This is a genomic window from Streptomyces globisporus C-1027 (assembly GCF_000261345.2).
GTDB classification, from domain to species: Bacteria; Actinomycetota; Actinomycetes; order Streptomycetales; family Streptomycetaceae; genus Streptomyces; species Streptomyces pakalii.
Window position 1 is genome coordinate 4,193,863 of record NZ_CP013738.1, and the last position, 20,048, is coordinate 4,213,910.

Sequence of the window (20,048 nt, forward strand, 5' to 3'; positions counted from 1 at the left end):
GGGTCCCGCCACGGCTCCGGCCCGCTCACCCCACCCCACTCCGATATCGCCCCCACCCCGATCCGGGAGGAACACGTGAAGCCTCGCCGAACGACGTCCCGACCCACGAACCGGGCGGCCCAGCTCGCCGCCGGACTCGTCACCGCCCTCGCGCTGACCGTCACCCTCGTCGCCCCGGCGGCCCCCGCCGCCGCGGCTCCCCAGGAGCCCGGGAGCGGGGCGGCCATCGCGACCGCGACGGACGGCGTCACGCACGAGGAGAACGACCGTGTCCCCGAGGGTGCGGTCTGGACCCAGCACTACTTCCCCTCGTCCGACGGTTCGGACACCGAGCTGCACGCCGACGTGCTGCTGCCGGAGGGCCTGGCCGAGGGCGAGAAGGTGCCGGTGATCCTCTCGGCGGGCGCGTACTTCGGGCACGCCGGGGAGATCGTCCCCGAGGGCCACGAACGCTCCGGCCCCTCGGCGCGCTTCCAGGACTTCATGAAGGGCACCGACCTGTTCGAGAAGGGCTACGCGTTCGTCATGGTGGACACGCGCGGCTTCGGCGGCTCCACCGGCTGCCTGGACTTCGGCGGGCCCGGCGACCGGGCCGACGTCGAGGCCGCGATCGACTGGAGCGCGGACCGCCCGTGGTCCACGGGCGCGGTGGGGATGTACGGCAAGTCCTTCGACGCGCTCACGGGCCTCATCGGCAACAACGCGGACCGGGACGCCCTCAAGGCGGTCGTGGCCCAGGAGCCCGTGTGGGACGCCTACCGCCTCATCCACTCCAACGGCGTGCCGCGCCCGAACACCGTCGCCACCGCCACCACGTACAACGCCATCGCGGCGATGCCCGGGATGAAGGACGACGACGCCCGCTACCGGGTCAACGCCGACTACGAGAAGAAGCACCCGGAGTGCTTCGTGGAGAACTCCGACGGCTACCGCATCGCCGATCCGGCCGACCCGTACTGGACCGAACGCGACCAGGCGGAGAAGGCCGAGGGCACCGACACCCCGCTGTTCTTCACCCAGGGCTTCACCGAGTCCAACACGAAGCCGGAGGGCATGCGGGAGTTCCTGGCCAACCACCAGGGCCCGAAGCGCGGTTGGCTCGGCCCGTGGGACCACGTGCGGGGCAACGAGAAGGACGAGAAGGGTCGCCTGGAGATGGGCCGTGCGGGCTGGTTCGAGGAGACGATGTCGTTCTACGACCAGCACCTCAAGGGCGAGAAGCCGGCGGCCGCGCACCCGCCGTACGCGATCCAGGACTCCACCGGCGCCTGGCGTGCCCAGAAGACCTGGCCGGAGGCGGACCGTTCGGTGACCGTGCCGCTGGGCGACGGCGTCTACGCGGACACCGGCAAGGCTCCTTCGGCGAGCGGGAAGTCCGGAGAGGCCTCTGGCGAGTCGTCCGCGAGGAAGCGCGGAAAGACGCCCGGAGCGAGTTACGTCGTCCGCTCCCGGCCGCTGGACCGGCCCACCCGGATCACCGGCACCCCGCGGATCTCGATGACGGCCGAGGGTGAGGGGAACGTGATGGTCAAGCTGTACGACGTGGCCGAGGACGGCAAGGCCGTGATGTTCGACGAGCAGGTCTCCCGCCTGGACGCGGACCGGTTGGCTCTCGATCTCAAGTCGGCCGACTGGACCCTGGACGCGGGCCACACGCTGGCCGTGGAGATCGGCACGATCGGTACCGGCGACTGGCTCGACACCCCGTCGCAGCAGACCGTACGGATCACGAACGCACGGCTCGGCCTGGCGCTGGACGACCCGTTGGACGACACGCCCACGGCCGGTGAGCGCGCACCGTACCTGGACACGTACATCAGCGCGTACACGACCCGACTCCCCTCGGGGAAGCCGACGTTCACGCTCCCCGCCCCGAAGGGCGGGACGAAAAACGCCCCCTGATCCACCGATGATTTCGCCGCCCCCCCCGCCGGTCATACCTGCGACACCGACCGGACGGGGGGCGGCGCCCGTCTGCCCGCTCCCACCCAACAGACGGGACACGCCATGACCGACAACGCCGTGAAGGGCCCTGCGAGCTACTTCCCCTCGATCGAGAAGAAGTACGGCCGCCCGGTCGCCGAGTGGAAGGGCCTCATCCGCAGCTCCCCGCTGACGAAGCACATGGAGCTGGTCGGCTGGCTCGAGTCCGAACACGGCCTGGGCCACGGGCACGCCAACGCCCTGGTGGCGCACACGCTGGCGGAGGACAGCGCCCGCTGACCCCTGAGCCCCCGCCAACTGCCCCCCACGTCGCGGAACACCGCCGTTTGTCGCCGCTTGCCCGCAGATATGTCCGCGCTCGGTAACCGAGGGACCCCACCCGGGCGTGCGCAGGTCTGGATGGGTGCACGGCATCGGGTGGACACGGCAAAGGGGCGGGCGGACATGGCGAAGCACAAGGGACGGGCCCGGAACAGCAGGCTCCTCGCGGCGGCGCTCGGCGTGACGGCGCTGGCCGCCGCCGCCTCGGTGTGGACCGCCCAGGCCGGCACCACCGGGCAGTCGAAGGGCGCCGGCTCCCCGGCTGCCGCCGACGCACGGCCGGCCAAGAAGGTGGCGGCGGACATCGCGCACGCCTCGGAGGCCGGCCCGCGGGGCGTCAACATCACCATCGACGACGGACCGGACCCGGTCTGGACGCCGCAGGTGCTGCGCCTGCTGAAGGACGAAGGCGTGAAGGCCACCTTCTGCATGGTGGGCACCCAGGCCAAGGCCTACCCGGACCTGGTCAAGAAGGTCGTGGCGGACGGCCACCGCCTGTGCAACCACACCGTCTCGCACGACACCACCATGGACACCCAGCCCGAGGCCTACCAGTCCCAGCAGATCCTGGACGCCGAACGCATGATCATCAAGGCGTCCGGGGGCGTCCGCTCGCAGTACTACCGGGCCCCGGGCGGTGCCTTCACCCCGTACAGCCGGCAGCTCGCCGCGTCCCACGGGATGCGGCCGCTCGGCTGGAACGTCGACACCAAGGACTTCGAACACCCCGGTGCGGACACGATGGTCGCCACCGTCAAGCGCGAGATCTCGGGCGGCCCGACCGTCCTCTTCCACGACGCGGGCGGCGAACGCTCCGAGACCGTGACGGCTCTGCGCGAGGTCCTGCCCTGGCTGCGGGAACAGGGCTACACCTTCGGCTTCCCCGTGCGCTGAGCGAGTCTCCGCGCTTCAGCTGCCCCCGGCCGAACACAGAATCTGCACACGCCAGTAGAGTGCGGTGCTTGTTCGATTCGCCGGGGGCGGAGGGGGAGGAATCGTGGGGGCACAACTGCGCGACACCGCTGCGGAATTGGCGGGCGTGCTGTGGCGCGAGCACACCGTGTACCGGGAGCGGTCCGGGGGGATGGTCATCCGGGGCGAACACGTACGGCGCTGGATCAGCCTCGCCCCGGCGGGCGGCCGGGACGAGATCCTCGTACGCGCCGGCCGCATCCTGGACGGCGGCACCACCGCCCCGGCGCGCTCGGAGGCCGTGGTGCCCCTCTCCGCCGGTACGGACGTACTCGCCGCCGCCTGCCGCCGCCTGCTGGCCGAGGCGGCGTCCGATGCGGAGCGGGTCACCCAGGGCGGGGCGGCGCCCGGGTCCGGCCGGGCCCGCCGACCGGGAAGGGCCGCGCGCCGCAAGGGCAGGGGACGGCACACCGGCTTCGGCTCGTGGGTGATCGTCATCTGCGTCGTCGGGGTGATCGGCCTGTACGTCTACAGCAACGCGACGCTGCACGGCTGAGGGGGACGGTCCGGGCCCGGGCCGGCGGAACGGCTGCGCGCTGCTGTCACCACCACGCCCGGCAGTCCTCCGCGGAGATCTCGGCGACAGCCGCATCCCTCACCTGCTCCAGGCCCGGGATGCAGGGGCGAACGTCGGCAAGCGGGGTGCAGAAGGTGACGTTCGAGGTGAGGAGGCCCTCGTGCGTATCGGCGCATGACAACGAGACGTACGCCCTCACCCGGGAGTCGCCGAACTCCTCCTGCGCCTCCCGGAGGCAGGCGCACACGTATGCCAGACACCGGCGGACGAGGAGCGGCGTGCGTTCGTGCGGCGCGGCGGGGAGGTCGTAGTCGGTCATGCCTCTCCCGTTGACCGTGGTCTCCTCCGCGAGCCGGTCGACGTAGCGGCCGGGTGTCTCCGGCCGGAGATCGGTCAGCACACGCCCACCGGAGGCGGTGACGGACCACCCGCGTTCCGCGACCTCGCGGAACAGGGGCGGGATGTCCTGATGGCTCAGACCGAAGACGCCCGTCGCCCGGAGCAGTTCCCGCATGCGAGCGTTGCTTCGCACTTACGTCGCCTTCTGCACGAAGGGTTCGGCCACTCCACCCCAGGAGAAGACGAACCCACCCCGTGAAGCGTCGTACGTGACGGCGGCACCCGAGCTCTCCAGGGAGAACCGCTCATGGAGCCATCCGTCCATGGCCAACGCCGCCGCCTCGGGCCGATAGTCGCTCAGCGGACAGTCGAGCGAGGCCGTGCGGATCAGGACACCGTCGGGAGCGAGCTCACTCAGGGCACGGGCGTTGAGGGACACCCCGAACGCCAGCCAGGCGGCGTCCTTCCAGTGCAGGCCGGCTGCCGGGAGACCGAGCCAGATCTTCCGGTGGATCTGCATGCTGTGCGGCGGGACCCCGCCTTCGAGCGAGGCGGCTTCGGCCCGCAGATTCACCGCGAGCCCGCCCGCCGGACCTCGAAAGCGGAACGCGAACGCGTGGATCACGTGTCCTTCAGCCGCCGGCCGTGTCCGTCTGCCCGGCGCCCTCCGCCCGGCCCGCCTTCTCCCGCATCTTGCGCACCAGCTCCGCCTTCTGCTCGGCCGCGTTCTTGCGGTCGAGGTTGCGGTGCGGCCCGTTGTTCTGCCGTTCGGCGCGGGACTGCCGCTTGCGCTGGCCTCCGCCCATGCCCACGGGATTATTGATGTTCTTGCTGTCGGTCATGTTTTCTCCCGGAATGAGGTGATCTGAACCGTCGGTCCGTCGACGCGGACCGCGCCCGCCGTGAAAACGGCCCAGAGCAGATCCTGGCATCCGAAGAAGGACTCCCCCCAACTGTCCACCCCGACATGGACGCGGGACGGTCCGGCCACGGTGGCGTCCCACCACTCCCAGCCCCGGGAGTCCTCGTCCGGGTCGAAGCGGTACAGCCAGTCCTGGAGATCCCACGGCCGGCCGCCCCCGGTGTGCCCCGCGTACGCCTCGCGGCCCGCCCGGGCAAAATGAGGCACCCGCTCCTCGCCCCGGGACCCGGCCCCGGAACCCACCGCGGCGAACCAGCCCGGGACCTCGTCGACCGGCAGGCTCTCCTGCTCGAAGTCCGCCGTGCAGCCCAGCCGTACGGCGGGCACGAGCACCGAGCGCAGACGTTCCACGTACGCCGCGGCGTCCCCGGAGACATCGATGACGAAGAGGGAGAGAGCAGGAGGCGCGGCATCCACATCCGGGCGCTCCCGGACAGGCCGGTGCTCCCTGACACGCTGGAGCTCCGCAGCCAGGCGGTCGCGGGTGTGCATCATCCGAGGTGGGTCACCCTTCCTGGACCAGGCGCCCCCGTGCCAGGGGCTATGGCATGCCTCCGGCCCCGGGCGATAACACGGGACCTCAGCCGTCATCGGAATCCCGTAGCCGCTGGATGCCTCCCCTCCATGGAAGTTCATCCTCGAAGTCACAGGCTGCGACGGCCTGCGCCCGGGCGCCCCACAGGGATTCGAGAATACGTGAAACGGTCTCCACCGCAGCCGTTTCGCCGTGTGGCGTCACGGTCTCCGTCGCGATCTGGACAGGCCACCGGACAGAGTCGTCGGCCTCGACTCCGCCGGATGAGGCGCCGGGATTTCGACGCACCTCGATCTCCATCCCGCCGACCGTAAGCGTATTCCGCTCGAAGGCCCCGTCGAAAAGGCTGCCGAGCAGACGCCGCGTTTCCTCGACGGTGATGTTCGTGACCAGGATCCTGCAGGAGGAGTATCGGCTCACGGGGATCACGGGACCCTGATGCAGGGAGATTGCCAAATGAGCCTCCCCTGCGAATGAATGGACAGATCGACCTGGCTGTGGCTCGTCCAACCAACCGGCCCTCCTGCCGGTCTTGGTGGAGGGCGACCTGATCACCTTCCGCTCCCCGGGGATGGTGTCGTGATCGACTTGGGTGCCCCGAGATCAAGGCGCATGACGGTGCGGAGTTCGGCCACGGCAGCATCAAGTTCTTCCTCCGCCTCCGCATCGGCCGCATCGTCGACCGAGGCACCTGCCACGAGCAGGTCTCGGGTATCCCTCAGGACCACGAATGCTGATCGTGCGGCTTCCACGACCTCCGGTGGTGCGACGATGGCCAACTGGTGGCGGATCTCGTACGCACCAGGCACCAGGAAGACCTCACGGATCCTCCGCGGTCGCTCGGAGGCCTGGATGTCCTCCTGCACGCACTCATGGAGCGCTGTGCGGATCCGGGAGAGCGCAGCGGTGTAGTCGGCATACATCTGCCGTCGCACGTCGAGGTCCTGGCCGGCGCGGTCCCGACGCCACCTGACCCGATCGGCGAGCAAGGTGGAACCGACCCCAATGATCGCGCCAAGTGCCGTACTGACCAGCGATATCCACTCCATGACAGGAGAGGCTAGAACTTGCGTCCGTCGGCCGCACGGCGGTTGCGACTGAGCCGGCCGCGCCTGTTGGCGGGTCCACACCGCGAAACCGCGCAGGCAGCGGGCCCGCTCCGAACTCCGGGCAGGAACGGAAAGCCCGTGGCGGTGTATCAGTGGGTCCGGCATCATCCGCATGTGATGGTGATGCACCCCGTTCTGGAGATTTTCGCTGCCGATGACTTCGCGCTCTGGCCGGTCGGCGAGCACGAGTCATTCGGCTACCTCGCGCTGAACGGGAAGCTGACTCCGGCGGAGGTCCGCACAGCCGTCATGCGGATCGCCGCCTGCAACGACTTCGAGCCGGAGGAGGAGCACGGCCCGTGCCCCACCGACCCACTCGGCATCTTCCTGCACGGGTTGCTCACCATGCCTGACCTGTTCGCCGCCGGTGGGTTCCGGGTGACCGACACCACCACCGGCACCGTCTTCGTCGAGCCGGGCTGTTGCAACGGCCTGGAGACCTGGCGGGACTGGCTGGACGTGCTCGGCGGCTCCGGCTGCGCCCACTTCGGCCACGATCCCTCCTCGACGGCCGAACGCGTCGGTGACACCGTCCGAGCCTCCCAGGGATTCTCACTCCGATCCACGGTCCATCCGGTGAGAACTGCCGCCGCCTGCCGCACGTCGGTCTCGGTGTAGTTGCCGACGCCGAGGACGAACAACTCCATCAGCTCCCGGGCGAGGTTCTCGTTGGGCGCCTTCGCCGTACTGCCACCGGCGTCGAGCCAGACCATCAGCGCGGGGTCCACGACCATGGCACGGGCCAGTCCCCGGAAGTCACCGCCCCCGAGACGCCGCAGTGTCTCGTTCTGCTGGAGCATCGCCGCGCCGGACTTCACCTTCTGGATCGAGGTGGCCCAGTGGTTGTGCCAGAGCAGGGTGCGCTTCTCCTCCCACGGATGCTCGACGGCCACCATCCGGTCCAGCCACCACACGGTCAGCTCCTCCCGCTGCTCGCGCAGAGCCTGGCGGTACGCCTTCCGTACGGGATCGGCCGCGCCTTCGGCCTCCCCGGCGGCGTCGGCCGTTCCACCGGCCCCTGGCACCGGCGGGGCGGGATCGGAAGCACGGCCGGCGGGCCGGTCCTCCCCGCGTCCCTTCTGCTTCTCCCGCGCCTCCGCGTTGCGAGGGGGCAGCGGCCCCAGCCGGGGGGCGGGTGTGGCGTCGACACCGCCGTCGACCGCCTCTCCCAGCACCCGGTCGAGGGTCGCGTCGAACCCGGCCCGCGCGGCGGCGTCCACCGCATCCGCACCGGCATCGAACCCCGCGCGCTGAAGCAGGCGCGTGACCCGCGCCCTGGTATCGAGTGTGCGTCCCATGCCGCTGAGCTTGCCGGGCCACTGTCCCGACCAGGTCAGGGGAGCGTGGGAAATCCGTGTGAACCCTCACGCTTCGACGAAGTGCCTCACCAGCGACCGGTGATGCCGACGGGCACGGGCCCGGGCCCGGGCACGGGCACGGGTACGGGTACGGCGAAGGCCCGGGTGCCGCAGCGGACGCTCAGAGGTGAGCGTCCAGGAACCGCCGCACCTCATCGCTGGTCATGGGCCCGGTGCCGTGCGCCACCGCCGCTCCCTCCTTCAACAGGAGGCAGGACGGGGCTCCGGTGATCCCGTATCGCTCGGTTGCCGCCGGGCAGCGCGTGATGTCGGTGCGGACGACCGTCAGGCGGCCCGTGTAGGCGGCGGCGATGTCGCCCACGACGACATCCATCACCCGGCAGGGCTCGATGGCCTTGGGCCATGCCCCGGCGAAGTAGGCGAGAACCGGAACCTGGCTTCTCCCGAGGATGAAATCGAACTCCGCGTCCTCACGAGGCCGGTGAACCAGTTTCGGCATGGGAACTCCTCCTGACCTCACGCTTCGTACTCCACCCCATCATTCCTCGCGCGGTGTGCCAGGTGGGCCCTGGCCGGTCGTCCGACCGGCTGCCGGGAGGGAGGTACGGGCCGCCGCAGGACGGCGGTGTCCCCCGGGGCGAGCGGCCCGGCCCCTCGCCACGACGGACGGGTGACGCGTCAGTCGGCCCGGAGGCCGACCGCCAGCGTCAGTTCGAGGACCTGGTGCGGTGATGCGAGATCGGGAAACAGCTCCCGGAGTTGCGACATCCGGTAGCGGACCGTCTGGGGATGGACGAACAACTCGGCCGCGACCTTGTCCCGTCTGCCCTGGTGCAGCAGCCACGCCCGCAAGGTCTCCTCCAGCCGTCGTGCGGTTGCGGCAGGCAGGGTCTGCAACGGTGCGAGGGCTCGGGCGCGCAGGTCTGCGAAGGCGTCCGCGTCGGCGCTGAGCACCAGGTCGGGCAGGTGGTCCTCGGTGTCGCGAATATCGGAGGAGAGGGCGCGTGCGCGTACGGCTCGTGCGTACGAGGCGGACGCTTGGGTCCACGGCCGGGGCGGGCCGACCACGGCGGCGCGGTCGGTCAGCTGCCGCAGGAGACGTGACCGGTCGGCATCGGGAACGAGGAGCACACCGGTGGCATCCGGCAGATCGTCGAGGACGAGGGTGCTCGGGTCGAGTGTCCGGTAGACAGGCCGGGCCTGGGCGGCGGGCAGCAGCACCGCGGTCAGCGAAACCGGAGGCTGCCACCCGGCCCGTTGGCCGGAGGCCAGCAGCACGTCCGGGCCGGCGCCGGCGAGGATCTCGCGGGCCAGGTGTTCCAGGTGGCGCTCGTGGGCCCTGCCCCGGGCGGCCAGTTCGTCGGCGTGGCCCGCGGCGCTCGCGGCGGAGAGCTCGTCGATGTAGGCGAAGGTCAGCTCGGCGAACTTGGCGACTTCGGCGGCGGGCAGCCCAGCGGGTACGGCACCCGCTGCCAGGCATCGCCAGGCCACGCGGGCGCCGACGCGGTAGGCGCTGAGCAGGGCGTCCATCGAACGCCCGTCGCGCACCTCGCCGCGGCCCAGCTCATAGGCTGCGTCATCGCCGTCGCCGCCCGTGGCGTTCCCGCTCGCAAGGTCCAGGTAGTGCCCCAGGGCGGTGCGGACGGCCCGGCGGATGGTGCCGCCCATGCGGCCCGAAAGGGCGTTGGCGTAGGACGGGACCTCGTCGATGATCGCCTGGACGACCTCGTCGGCGGTGGTCTTCAACGCGGCCCGCAACGCGGTGACCGTCGTCTCATCCAGAGCCAGCTCGCTGACCCTCCGGACTGCATGACTCACTTTTTGTTCCTTGCGAACAATTCCGCCGACCAGATTCACGTCTTACGGTCAGGACTTTACACCTGGCGGCACAGCAAGCTGGAGCCATGACGAGTACAGCCCTCCGCAGCAGGGCGTGGAAACTTCTGGAGATGGTCACGACGCCGCTGCTGCCGTCGGACTACCTCGACCTGGTCAGCCCGCTGCGTGCGGGTGCCGACCTGCGTGGGCGCATCGAGGCCGTACACCCCGAGACGGATGACGCCGCGACGGTCGTGATCAGGCCGGGGCGGGGCTGGCGCGGCCACAGAGCCGGCCAGTACGTGCGGATCGGGGTCGACGTCGACGGAGTGCGCCTGTGGCGTGCCTACTCCGTCACCTCGCCGACAAACCGCCGGGACGGCCGTGTCACGATCACCGTCAAGGCGATCCCGGACGGCAAGGTCAGCAACCACCTGGTCCGCAGGGCGAAACCGGGCACGCTGATCCAGCTCGACCAGCCGACCGGAGACTTCGTCCTGCCGCAGGCCAAGCCCGCCAAGGTGCTCTACCTGACGGCCGGCAGCGGCATCACGCCGGTGATGGGCATGCTGCGCGACACCGCGTTCGACGACGTCGTCATGGTCCACTGCGCGCCACAGCCGCAGGACGTGATCTTCCGCAACGAACTGCACGGCCTGGTCGCGGACAAGAAGCTGCGGCTCACCGAGGTGCACACCGACACGGACGGCATGCTCGACATCGCCCGTCTCGGCGAACTCGTTCCCGACTGGGCCGAGCGCGAGACCTGGGCGTGCGGGCCCGCGGGTCTGCTCGACGCCGCCGAAGAACACTGGACCGCGCACGGCGTCCAGGCACGCCTGCACACCGAACGCTTCCGCCCCGGCATCGTCGTCGCCGGCGAGGGCGGCGAGGTCACGTTCAGCACCACCGGCAAGACCGTCGACGCGGACGGCGCCACGCCGCTGCTGGACATCGGCGAGGAAGCCGGCGTGCTCATGCCCTCCGGGTGCCGCATGGGCATCTGCTTCGGCTGCGTCACACCGCTCAAGGCGGGCGCCGTCCGCGACCTGCGCACCGGCGAGATCACCGAGGCCGAGCCGGGCGTCCTCATCCAGACCTGTGTGTCCGCCGCGGCGGGCCCCTGCGACATCGAACGGTAGGAGCACCTTGACCGCCATCGACCCCACCGCCCACCTGTCCGCGGAGCAGATCGAGGAACTGGGCCGCGAGCTGGACGCGATCCGCGACGAGGTGATCGCCGACCGAGGCGAGAAGGACGCCGCCTACATCCGTAAGGTCATCTCGGCGCAGCGCAAGCTGGAGCTGGTCAGCAGGGGCGTACTGCTGTTCTCGATCTTCCCGCCCGCGTGGCTGATCGGCACCGCCGGGCTGTCCGTCGCGAAGATCATGGACAACATGGAGATCGGCCACAACATCCTGCACGGCCAGTGGGACTGGATGCGCGACCCGAAGATCCACTCCACCGCCTGGGAGTGGGACCACGTCTCGCCGGCCGACCAGTGGAAGCACTCGCACAACGAGCTGCACCACACGTACACCAACGTGATCGGCAAGGACAACGACCTCGGCTACGGCATCATGCGCGTCGACGAGGACCAGAGGTGGCACCCCTTCCACCTCGGCCAGCCGCTGTGGAACTTCCTCAACGCCTGCTTCTTCGAGTACGGCATCGCCGCGTACGACCTGGAGCTCGGCAAGAACCTCCACAAGCGCCGCCGCAGGAACCCGGAGTTCCGCGCACGGGCCAAGGCCGTGGGCCGCAAGATCCGCAAGCAGGTGCTCAAGGACTACGTGATCCACCCGCTGCTGTCGGGCCCCTCGTTCCTCACCACACTCGCCGCCACGTTCACCGCGAACCTGGTCCGCAACCTCTGGACCCACTCGGTGATCATGTGCGGGCACTTCCCCGAGGGCGTACAGGTCTTCGAACGCCGGTCGATCAAGGGCGAGACACGCGGCCAGTGGTACCTGCGCCAGATGATGGGCTCGGCGAACATCAGCGGCAGCAAGGCCATGCACTTCATGACCGGCAACCTGTCGCACCAGATCGAGCACCACCTGTTCCCGGACCTGCCGAGCAACCGGTACGCCGAGGTCGCGGTGAAGGTGCGCGCGCTGTTCGAGAAGTACGAGCTGGAGTACGTCACCGGCCCGCTGCCCAAGCAGGTGTTCTCCGCGTGGCACAAGGTCTTCCGGCTCTCACTGCCGAACAAGCGGCCCAAGACCGGAACGCCGGGCCGCGAGCAGAACCTCATCGCCGCCTGACGTCCCGCCGCACCTCAGCCCATGGCGACGTCACCGCTGCGACACGACGGCCTGGTCGGCCGGCGGAGGTCCCTGCTGCCCGGGTTCTACGGCACCGAGCTGGGGGGTCAGCGGTGCTTGGGCTGCCGGAGGAGGGCTGAACTGGGCTTTCCTGCGTGGAAGCTGGGGTCGCCATGGTCCCTGGAGGCTGTACCTGACCGCTGTTGTCCGCTCTGCTGGGGGCACTGACGGGGCACGAGGGTTGGCAGTGCAGCGGACCCTGCCAGGGAGTGCGTCCGGCGTGGACCCGCGGAGCGTCACCTGGTGACCGTGGTGCCGATGGCGCACGGGCACCCGTGCAGCCCGGCGCCTTAGAAAAGCTCAGCCGTCGCCTTCGCCTCCTGCTCGGTGACCGGTTCCCCCGTGACTCGGGAGAAAGCCCGGTTCGAGCGAGGCAGGTCGGTGAGGGAGTGGCTGAATTCCACGGAAACTCTGGCGAGCCCTCTTGAGAGGTCTCTTTTGGCCACATCTTGCCACCGAGAAGTGGCAAGTTCTACGGTTTGTGCGCGGGCTGTCTCGTGTTGTGCACGGGCTCGGCTCGTGGCTGTCGAAAAATTGGCTGGAATCATGCTTCTGGCATGCCTGGGTGGCATCCGGGCGTGCATGGCCTTCTCGCCGCATATCCATCTGAGCGGGATGTGGCCCAACGGGCCGGGTGCGATCAGGAACTGTCGGGAAGAACGGTTCCTGGTCTTTTGTCAACCCGTTGACAGAGGTCGCCGCCCCTTGCGATGTTTTGCCTGCCGCGCCGTTCGAACGAGCAGTCGGCATGGGGGACGGGGAGAGTAAGTGTGCGCAGTGGTGGCGGTGGAAACATCGCAGGGGGGCAGTCCGCGGGGTGTGGGCGATGTGCCGGTCCTCGTGATCGTCGGTGCCAATCCGACGGTGGCCCGGGAGGCGGCGACGCTGCCCGGTGAAGTGATTCACGTGCAGTTGCCCGGTGCGCCGGCCCTCGGCCCTGACGATCGGGTTCTCACCACCGACTACCGGGACCTGCCGGCCTTTCTCGACTTCACCGACGAGGTCCTGCGGCCGCTGGCGCCCACCGCCGTGGTCTCCCTGACCGAATTCGGCCTGGAGCCGGCCGCGCAGGCTGCTAGACGGCTCGGTGTTACCGGCGTCGCGCCTGCTGTGGTGCGGGCCACCCGCGACAAGCTGGAGATGCGGCGGATCCTTGAGCGCCGGGCCCCGCACCTGAATCCGGCCTTCGCGGCGGGGAACGACCCGGAAGGCGTGGCGCGCCTGCTTTCCGTGCACCGGCGGGGGGTGGTCAAACCGGTCGACGGGGTCGGCAGCACCTCCATCGCCCTGGTGGAGGGCGTCGATGGATTTCCCGCCGAGCGCCGTACGGCAGCCCACCTGCTCGAACAGTTCGTCGAAGGAGCCGAGTTCAGCATCGAGGCTCTCTCGGTGCGAGGCGACCACACGGTCGTCGGCATCGCGGAGAAGGGCACCACGGACGGGTTCGTCGAAGTCAGCCATATGATGCCGCCGCCCTCGCTGGACCCGCGCCGCCAAGAGCTGGTCGTCCGGGCGATCGGCGAACTGCTCGACGCCATCGGCCTGACCGACGGACCGAGCCACACCGAGGTGATGGTCGACGGTGACAAGGTCGTCGTGATCGAGACCCACACCCGGCTCGGCGGCGACGGCCTGGCGGACCTCGTCCGCCTCACCACCGGGGTCATTTGGCGTCGTGCTGCGCTCGGCTGGGCCATCGGCGCGGAGGCGCCCCGGGGGCCCGCATCGGCGTCCGCTGCTGCCACCGTCTTTCTCACCGCGTCGCCCGGACGTGTGGCGGCTGTCGCGCCGCCGCCCGACCTCACGTACGGACACGTCCACGTTTGGGATGTCTCCGTTCTCCCCGGGGACGAGGTCCGTCCGTTGCGCTCATCCTCGGACCGACTCGGCATGGCCGTCCTGACCGCGACCGACACCGACGCCTGCGCGGCGGCCGTGGCGGAGCTGATCTCCCATCGGGTGGTCACCACCATCCCCGGTCCTCCGGTCTGACCGGAACACGGGCCGTACTGCCTGGCCCGCGCGGTCTCATTCCTTCACTCACTGCTTCATCGGGCACACCAACACACGGGGGGACACATGTCTGTCAAGAATGACCCTATTTCCTATGACTTCCACGGGGACGCTCCGTTCTCGATGCCTTTCAAGGACATCAAGCCCCAGGACATCCACATCTACCTCGACCTCGATACGAAGATCGGGAAGAACACCTGCGGTCAGAAGTGCAGCCACTGTTGGTTCGTCAACTACGAGAAGGTCTACGACAAGTCCTTCGCGCTGGAGGAAGGACCCCTCATTCTTCAGGGTCTCCAGTCGCACGGCTACCACGTCTACCCGCGTTACGTGGACAGCTTCGCCTACGACGGTGCCTTCATGCGGATCTACGGGCCGGCGAACAACCGCGAGTTCCGGCAGGAATCCGACCACAAGCCCACCGAGACCATGGAGAAGGGAGACGCCTGGACCAGCGGCCGCCCCCTGCTCGCCGACAACTGGACCGAGCTCCTCGACCTGGCCGTGGAGAACGGCTACGGCACCATCTCCATCACCTATCACGGCGTGATCGACGAGAATCTCGAGATCGTCGACCACAAGACGTATCCCATCAAGGGCGTCTTCTCCGGCGCGGACACCGAGGAGGTGCTGCGCCGCATCGCCGAGTACAACAAGGGCATCGACCCCGAGGACGCCTTCCGCGTCAACATCGGCGTCACCGTCGGCCGCCACAACCACGGCCGCACCTCCCTGGAGCGCTACGCCCGCTACTTCAACAGGCTGGGTGTCGCCACCGTCCGGTTCAACAACTTCACCGACCACGGCGGCCGGCACCCCGAACTCCGTCTCTCCCGTGAGGAGACGGAACAGGCGTACCGGGATTTCAAGTGGATTCACGAGACTGTTCCGCTCGGCTTCCAACTCGGCGTCAGCGAGGATTTCGGCACTTTCGGCATCAAGGTCATGGGCTTCCCCGGTCACGTCGGCTGGTGCCGGGCAGGCCGCCAGCTGTTCGCCGCCATCCCCGCGCAGGAGGAGACGCTCTCGGACGGGCCCGAGGGCCGTCGCGAGAAGATCGGCGACATCGTCGGCTGCGTCAACACCTTCGAGCCGCACCTGGGGCACCTGGTCCGCACGGTCACCCAGGGTGATGCGGGTGAGGAGACCACGTACGACGTGGAGTTCGATCACGAGGAGATCGAGACGTTCACCGCCAAGCGGCTCTCCGGCACGTACAAGGACGGCTGTTTCGCCACCGAACTGTCCGAGGAGCTCGGCCTGATCTCCCGGGTCCCGGCGCGGCGCCGACTGCCGCTCCTCACCGATTCCCGGCCCTGACCCGAGAGGTTCCCAGCACGATGCCCCACATCCTCGTCTTCGCCAAGACGCCCTACGCCAGGACCCCGTACGACCAGTGGCTGACGGGTTCGGGAATCGTCCCCGTCATCGTGACCGCTTCCGAGTACGCCGCGGGCTACTCCCACCTCCCGCACGTCCATGCCTTCGACGCGTACGACACCAACCAGCTGGTCGAGAAGACCGCGCTGCACCTGGCCCGCGAGTTCGCGGTCGAGGCGGTCTTCGCCCGCGCCGAGGCCGACATCGTGCGGGCCGCCCACCTGCGGGAGCTGCTCGGGCTGCCGGGTCAGGACGTATCCAGCGCGCTCGCCTTCCGCGACAAGGTGGTCATGAAGGACCACCTCGCGGGCGGTCCCGTCGACGTGCCCGCCTACCGACGGCTCGACTCGGCTTACACAGCCCTCGAATTCGTCGCCGAGTACGGATACCCCGTCGTGATCAAGCCCGTGTCCGAATCGGGCTCGCTGGGAGCGGTGATCGTACGCGAGGAGGCGGAGCTGGACGCGTACCTCGCCGACCCGTGGCGGGGAGAGAGCGAGATCGAGGAGTTCGTACCGGGGCAGATGTACCACGTGGACGGGCTGGTCGCCGGGGGAGAAGTGGTTTTCGTGCATCCCTTCCGGTACCTCAACGACTGCCTGTCCTTCCGGGACGACGACTGGGTGGCCAACCTTCCGCTCACCCGGCAGGACCCGTCGTACGACCGGCTGGTCAAGGCGGCACGGGCGGTCCTCGCCGAGTTGCCGACCCCCTCGCAGACAGCCTTCCACGCCGAGTTCTGGATCACGCCCGATGACCGACTGGTCTTCTGCGAGATCGCCAGCCGCACCGGTGGCGGCATGATCAGCGGGATGGTCCGACACGCGTTCGGGATCGACCTGGACAAGGAGTGGCTGTACGCGGAGTGCGGCCTGCCCCCGACGCCGGGCGCCCTTACCTACCGGCCTGCCGGAGCGCTGTGCATCCCGCCCCGGAAGGGAGTACTCGAATACCTGCCGGCGACCGGCCCCGGGGCCGGCCCGCCCGAGTGCGTCCGCGAAACGACCCTCACCGGGGCGGCCGGCCAGCAGTTCAACGGCGGAGTCAAGTCCGGTCTGTTCCTGGCCGGTTACGTGGTCGACGGGACCACGGAGGAGGATGTGGCAGCCAATCTCGAACATGTGGCGGGCTGGTTCTCCGACAACACCCGGTGGCGGCCCGCCGATTCCCTCGGAGGTACCGCATGAGTGCGATGACACGCCCCGGCAGCCCTGCCACCGACCTCCCCGGCCCGCTCGTCGGGGCCGACCGGCTGGCTGCCCTGCGCGAGGAGGGCGTGATCCTCTTCGACGCCTCGGTCGGCGCCCACCGGGGCGCGGCTGTGCGCATCCCCGGGGCCCGCCCCTTCGACCTCGACGGGGACCTGTCCGATCACACCTCCACCGTGCCGCACACCATGCCCGGTGCCCGGCAGTTCACCGAAGCCCTGCGCGCGCTCGGCGTGCACGACTCCGACATGGTGGTCGTCTACGACGCCCAAGGCATCTACTCCAGCGCCCGCGCCTGGTGGATGCTGCGTGCCATGGGTGCTGACAGGGTCGTTGTCCTCGACGGCGGACTGCCCGCCTGGGTCGCGGCCGGCCATCCGGTAGAGCAGTCGCCCGCCGCCTACGACGGCCCGCGCGGCACCTTCACCGCCCGGCCCCGGCCGGGGTTGATCGTGGACGCCGATGCCGTCGCCTCGGCCCTCGCCGACCCGGCAGCCGTCGTGCTCGACGCACGCACCGCGAAACGCTACGCCGGTACCGCGCCGGAGCCGCGCCCGGGCCTGCGCGGGGGCCACATGCCGGGTGCCGTCAGCCTCCCCTTCGGGGAGATCCAACGGGACGGCGGCGTGATGCGTCCGACGCACGAGCTGCGCACGGTGTTCGAGAGGGCGGCCGGGGGGCGTGAGCAGCTGTACTTCAGCTGCGGCTCCGGGGTCACCGCCTGCGTCCTCGCCCTGGGGGCCACCTTGGCCGGCTACGACGACCTCGCCGTGTACGACGGTTCATGGAGCGAGTGGGGCCTGCCCTCCGACCGGCCGGTGGTGACGGGCGACGGCCTCGACGGGAGCAGCCCGCGGTGACCGAAGGAACTCGCGGTGGCCGGCTCACCGGGAAATGGCGGACCTTCACCAGCCTGCCGGCCGGTCTCAAGGCCCTGATCGGTCTGTCCTTCGTCGTCGCTCTCGGCAGCTACATGGTCACGCCGTTCATCGGGGTGCTCATGGTCAAGGCGATCGGCCTGGACATCCGGGTGGCCGGAACCCTGGTGGCCGTGGCCACCTTCATCCAGTTCGGCGGCAGCATCCTCGGGGGTGCGGTCGTGGACCGGATCGGTCTCAAGCGGACCATGGTGCTCGCGCTCACCGTGCGCACGGCCGGCCTGGCTCTGCTCGGAGTGGCCGTCACGGTGCCCTGGGTCGCCTACCCGGCCGTCGTCCTCGTGGCAGCCGGTCCGGCGTTGTACCTGCCGGCGAACAAGGCGTACATCGTCACCAGCGTCTCCGACGAACTGCGTCCGCTCTTCCTCGGAGTGAGCAGTGCCGCACTCAACGCGGGCATGGGGATCGGGCCGCTGCTCGCCGCGCTGCTGATCGACGCCGATCCGCTGCTGCTGCTCGTCGGTCTCGCCGGGCTCTTCGCGCTGATCACCGCGGCCCACCAAACTGCCCTGAAACCGGTCGAGCGTCGGCCGGACGCGCCTCCGGCGACGCGCGGGAGCGAGAAGGTCCGTGGGAAGCGGGCGGCGCTGCGCGGCGCACTGCGCCCGGTCCTCTTCACCGCGCTCGCCTTCTACCTCTACTTCTTCTTCCAGAGCTTCATCGGCCTGTATGCGGCCGGAGTGTCCGACATCCAGCTTCTCGGATGGGTGATGCTACTCAACTGCGCCATGGTGGTGTTGCTCCAGCCTCCGCTTGCCGACCGCATCGCCTCCGCCGACTACCGCCTGCTGATGGCCGGTTCGTTCGGCCTGATGGCACTCGGCATGGCGAGCATGGCGCTCGGCGGCCTTCCTGCCCTGTTGGCCGGCACCGCATTCTTCACCCTCGGCGAGATCTTCCTCTTCCTCCGCTGCGATCTGGAACTCGTCGACCGTGTGCCCGGCAACCCTGCGTTCGCCTTCGGTGTCCAGCGGCTGGCCGCCGGAATCGGCGGTCTCCTCGCCGGTGTCGTCGGCGGGTTCGTCTTCGCCCACTTCGAGGCCGCCGGGCACCTGGGTACGTTCTGGCTGGTGGTGGCGGCCCAGTGCGCGGGCGCGGCTCTGCTCGCCCTGCTGCTGGGTGGTCGCACACGCCCGGCCGTTCCCGAAACGATCGCGGTCGAAACGGGGGTGGCCCGGTGAACGAGTCAGCCTTCTCGCAGGAGACGCGTTTCGTGCACGCGGGCTCCGGCCACCGGCAGCAGGGCGGCTACGTCAATCCGCCCGTACACCGCGCCTCCACCGTCCTTTACCGGGACATGGCCGAGATGGACGTCTCGCAGGCGGATCCGCTCAAACGCGAAGGCCCGGTCTACGGGCGTTTCGGTACCCCCACCAGCCGCGCTTTCGAGGAGGCGCTGACCGAACTGGAGGGCGGGCACGCGGCGGTGGCGACCTGCTCCGGTCTCTCGGCGATCACCACGGCGATCCTCGCGTACGTCCGGGCCGGCGACCACCTCCTCGTCAGCGACTCCGTCTATCTGCCGACCCGGAGGTTCTGCGACTCGCTCGCGGCCCTGGGAGTGGAGACCGAGTACTACGCTCCGCTCTCGGACGGCGCCGCGATCGAGGAACTGATGCGCCCCCGGACGCGGTTGGTCTACCTGGAGTCCCCGGGCTCCACCACCTTCGACGTGCAGGACATCCCGGCGATCACCGCCGTCTGCCGGGCCCGGGGCGTAGCCACTATCGCGGACAACACCTGGGCCACGCCTGCCTTCTGCCGACCGCTGACGCTGGGCGTGGACGCGGTGGTCCACTCCGCAACCAAATACCTGACAGGACACGCGGACAGCATCCTCGGAACGGTCGTCTGCACGCAGGAGAGCTACCCGGTGATCCGCGGCGCGGCCATCCGGCTCGGCCAGTGCGCCGGCGCTGACGACGCCTACCTGGGGTTGCGCGGGCTGCGTACCTTGAGCGTACGGATGAGCCGGCATCAGCAGCAGGGGCTGGAGCTGGCACGCTGGACCGCCGGTCAGCAAGGCGTGGCGGCCGTCCTGCACCCAGGGCTCCCCGAGGATCCCGGCCACCAGCTGTGGCGCCGCGACTTCACCGGAGCGGCGGGGCTGTTCGGTGTCGAACTGGAGCCGGGTTTCGGCAAGCCGGCCATCGACGCGATGCTGAACCGGCTTCGGATCTTCGGCATCGGTCACAGCTACGGCGGCTACGAGAGCCTGATCGTGCCGACCGACCCCGAGACCCACCGCTTGCCCGGGACCTGGGCCGGACGCGGGCCGCTGGTCCGGGTACACGTCGGCTTCGAGAGCCTGGACGACCTGAAGGGTGACCTGAGGGCAGGTTTCGGCGCCCTGGCGAACAGGGGATAGCCCCACCGCTGAGGCGA

General features: G+C 69.6%; 21 protein-coding genes. 12 read left to right on the forward strand and 9 right to left on the reverse strand.

All coding sequences use genetic code 11. From position 1 onward, the window contains the following. Positions 1 to 75 precede the first annotated feature (75 nt). The 4 genes from WQO_RS18285 to WQO_RS18300 all read left to right on the forward strand — a co-directional run bounded on the left by WQO_RS18285 (position 76) and on the right by WQO_RS18300 (position 3,733). Positions 76 to 1,902 (forward strand): CocE/NonD family hydrolase, encoded by a 1,827-nt coding sequence (locus WQO_RS18285; RefSeq protein WP_010063124.1) that lies wholly within the window; start codon positions 76 to 78, stop codon positions 1,900 to 1,902. Between the two features lie 105 nt (positions 1,903 to 2,007). Then, positions 2,008 to 2,223: a DUF4287 domain-containing protein gene (locus WQO_RS18290; RefSeq protein ID WP_010063125.1), complete on the forward strand. Its 216-nt coding sequence runs from the start codon at positions 2,008 to 2,010 to the stop codon at positions 2,221 to 2,223. Positions 2,224 to 2,388: 165 nt separating this feature from the next. Next, positions 2,389 to 3,159: a polysaccharide deacetylase family protein gene (locus tag WQO_RS18295; protein ID WP_010063127.1), complete on the forward strand. Its 771-nt coding sequence runs from the start codon at positions 2,389 to 2,391 to the stop codon at positions 3,157 to 3,159. 145 nt (positions 3,160 to 3,304) lie between these two features. Beyond that, on the forward strand, positions 3,305 to 3,733 hold the full coding sequence (locus WQO_RS18300; protein ID WP_010063128.1) for a hypothetical protein: 429 nt from the start codon (positions 3,305 to 3,307) through the stop codon (positions 3,731 to 3,733). Positions 3,734 to 3,779: 46 nt separating this feature from the next. Here the strand turns inward: WQO_RS18300 and WQO_RS18305 are convergent, their stop codons facing one another. From WQO_RS18305 to WQO_RS18345, 9 genes are all read right to left on the reverse strand, one after another. After that, on the reverse strand, positions 3,780 to 4,286 hold the full coding sequence (locus WQO_RS18305) for a hypothetical protein (protein WP_148660125.1): 507 nt from the start codon (positions 4,284 to 4,286) through the stop codon (positions 3,780 to 3,782). After that, positions 4,287 to 4,718 (reverse strand): hypothetical protein, encoded by a 432-nt coding sequence (locus WQO_RS18310; protein WP_010063130.1) that lies wholly within the window; start codon positions 4,716 to 4,718, stop codon positions 4,287 to 4,289. 7 nt (positions 4,719 to 4,725) lie between these two features. Next, positions 4,726 to 4,935, reverse strand: coding sequence for a DUF6243 family protein (locus tag WQO_RS18315; RefSeq protein WP_010063131.1), 210 nt, complete (start codon positions 4,933 to 4,935; stop codon positions 4,726 to 4,728). Continuing rightward, a complete protein-coding gene (locus tag WQO_RS18320) occupies positions 4,932 to 5,510 on the reverse strand; it encodes a hypothetical protein (protein ID WP_010063132.1) in 579 nt (192 codons plus the stop codon). Before WQO_RS18320 ends, WQO_RS18315 begins: the two co-directional genes overlap by 4 nt. Positions 5,511 to 5,595: 85 nt before the next feature. Next, positions 5,596 to 5,970 (reverse strand): hypothetical protein, encoded by a 375-nt coding sequence (locus tag WQO_RS18325; protein ID WP_143203364.1) that lies wholly within the window; start codon positions 5,968 to 5,970, stop codon positions 5,596 to 5,598. 131 nt (positions 5,971 to 6,101) lie between these two features. Then, a complete protein-coding gene (locus WQO_RS18330) occupies positions 6,102 to 6,599 on the reverse strand; it encodes a hypothetical protein (protein WP_010063135.1) in 498 nt (165 codons plus the stop codon). Between the two features lie 257 nt (positions 6,600 to 6,856). Then, the gene (locus WQO_RS18335; RefSeq protein ID WP_107115830.1) at positions 6,857 to 7,957 is read right to left on the reverse strand and encodes a DUF1800 family protein; all 1,101 of its coding nucleotides are present in this window, start codon (positions 7,955 to 7,957) and stop codon (positions 6,857 to 6,859) included. 181 nt (positions 7,958 to 8,138) lie between these two features. After that, complete coding sequence (locus WQO_RS18340) at positions 8,139 to 8,477, reverse strand: thioredoxin family protein (protein WP_010063137.1); 339 nt, start codon at positions 8,475 to 8,477, stop codon at positions 8,139 to 8,141. A 179-nt stretch (positions 8,478 to 8,656) separates the two neighbouring features. Next, entirely contained in the window at positions 8,657 to 9,796 is a 1,140-nt protein-coding gene (locus tag WQO_RS18345) for a PucR family transcriptional regulator (protein WP_029182557.1), read from the reverse strand. Positions 9,797 to 9,882: 86 nt separating this feature from the next. Between WQO_RS18345 and WQO_RS18350 the strand changes: the two genes are divergently transcribed. From WQO_RS18350 to metC, 8 genes are all read left to right on the forward strand, one after another. Further along, positions 9,883 to 10,938, forward strand: coding sequence for a ferredoxin reductase (locus WQO_RS18350; RefSeq protein ID WP_029182558.1), 1,056 nt, complete (start codon positions 9,883 to 9,885; stop codon positions 10,936 to 10,938). 7 nt (positions 10,939 to 10,945) lie between these two features. Further along, a complete protein-coding gene (locus WQO_RS18355) occupies positions 10,946 to 12,064 on the forward strand; it encodes a fatty acid desaturase family protein (RefSeq protein ID WP_010063140.1) in 1,119 nt (372 codons plus the stop codon). Between the two features lie 879 nt (positions 12,065 to 12,943). Further along, a complete protein-coding gene (locus WQO_RS18360) occupies positions 12,944 to 14,116 on the forward strand; it encodes an ATP-grasp domain-containing protein (RefSeq protein WP_010063141.1) in 1,173 nt (390 codons plus the stop codon). Positions 14,117 to 14,203: 87 nt separating this feature from the next. Next, complete coding sequence (locus WQO_RS18365; protein ID WP_193407212.1) at positions 14,204 to 15,457, forward strand: radical SAM protein; 1,254 nt, start codon at positions 14,204 to 14,206, stop codon at positions 15,455 to 15,457. A 20-nt stretch (positions 15,458 to 15,477) separates the two neighbouring features. Continuing rightward, positions 15,478 to 16,704 carry an ATP-grasp domain-containing protein gene (locus WQO_RS18370; RefSeq protein WP_010063144.1) on the forward strand — a complete coding sequence of 409 codons (1,227 nt, stop codon included), beginning with the start codon at positions 15,478 to 15,480 and terminating at the stop codon, positions 16,702 to 16,704. A gap of 5 nt (positions 16,705 to 16,709) precedes the next feature. Next, positions 16,710 to 17,585 carry a sulfurtransferase gene (locus tag WQO_RS18375; protein ID WP_010063145.1) on the forward strand — a complete coding sequence of 292 codons (876 nt, stop codon included), beginning with the start codon at positions 16,710 to 16,712 and terminating at the stop codon, positions 17,583 to 17,585. Beyond that, positions 17,582 to 18,844: an MFS transporter gene (locus WQO_RS18380; protein WP_010063146.1), complete on the forward strand. Its 1,263-nt coding sequence runs from the start codon at positions 17,582 to 17,584 to the stop codon at positions 18,842 to 18,844. The genes WQO_RS18375 and WQO_RS18380 overlap by 4 nt, the downstream gene beginning before the upstream one ends. Then, on the forward strand, positions 18,841 to 20,031 hold the full coding sequence (gene metC / locus WQO_RS18385) for a cystathionine beta-lyase (RefSeq protein ID WP_010063147.1): 1,191 nt from the start codon (positions 18,841 to 18,843) through the stop codon (positions 20,029 to 20,031). The genes WQO_RS18380 and metC overlap by 4 nt, the downstream gene beginning before the upstream one ends. The last annotated feature ends 17 nt before the right edge of the window (positions 20,032 to 20,048 follow it).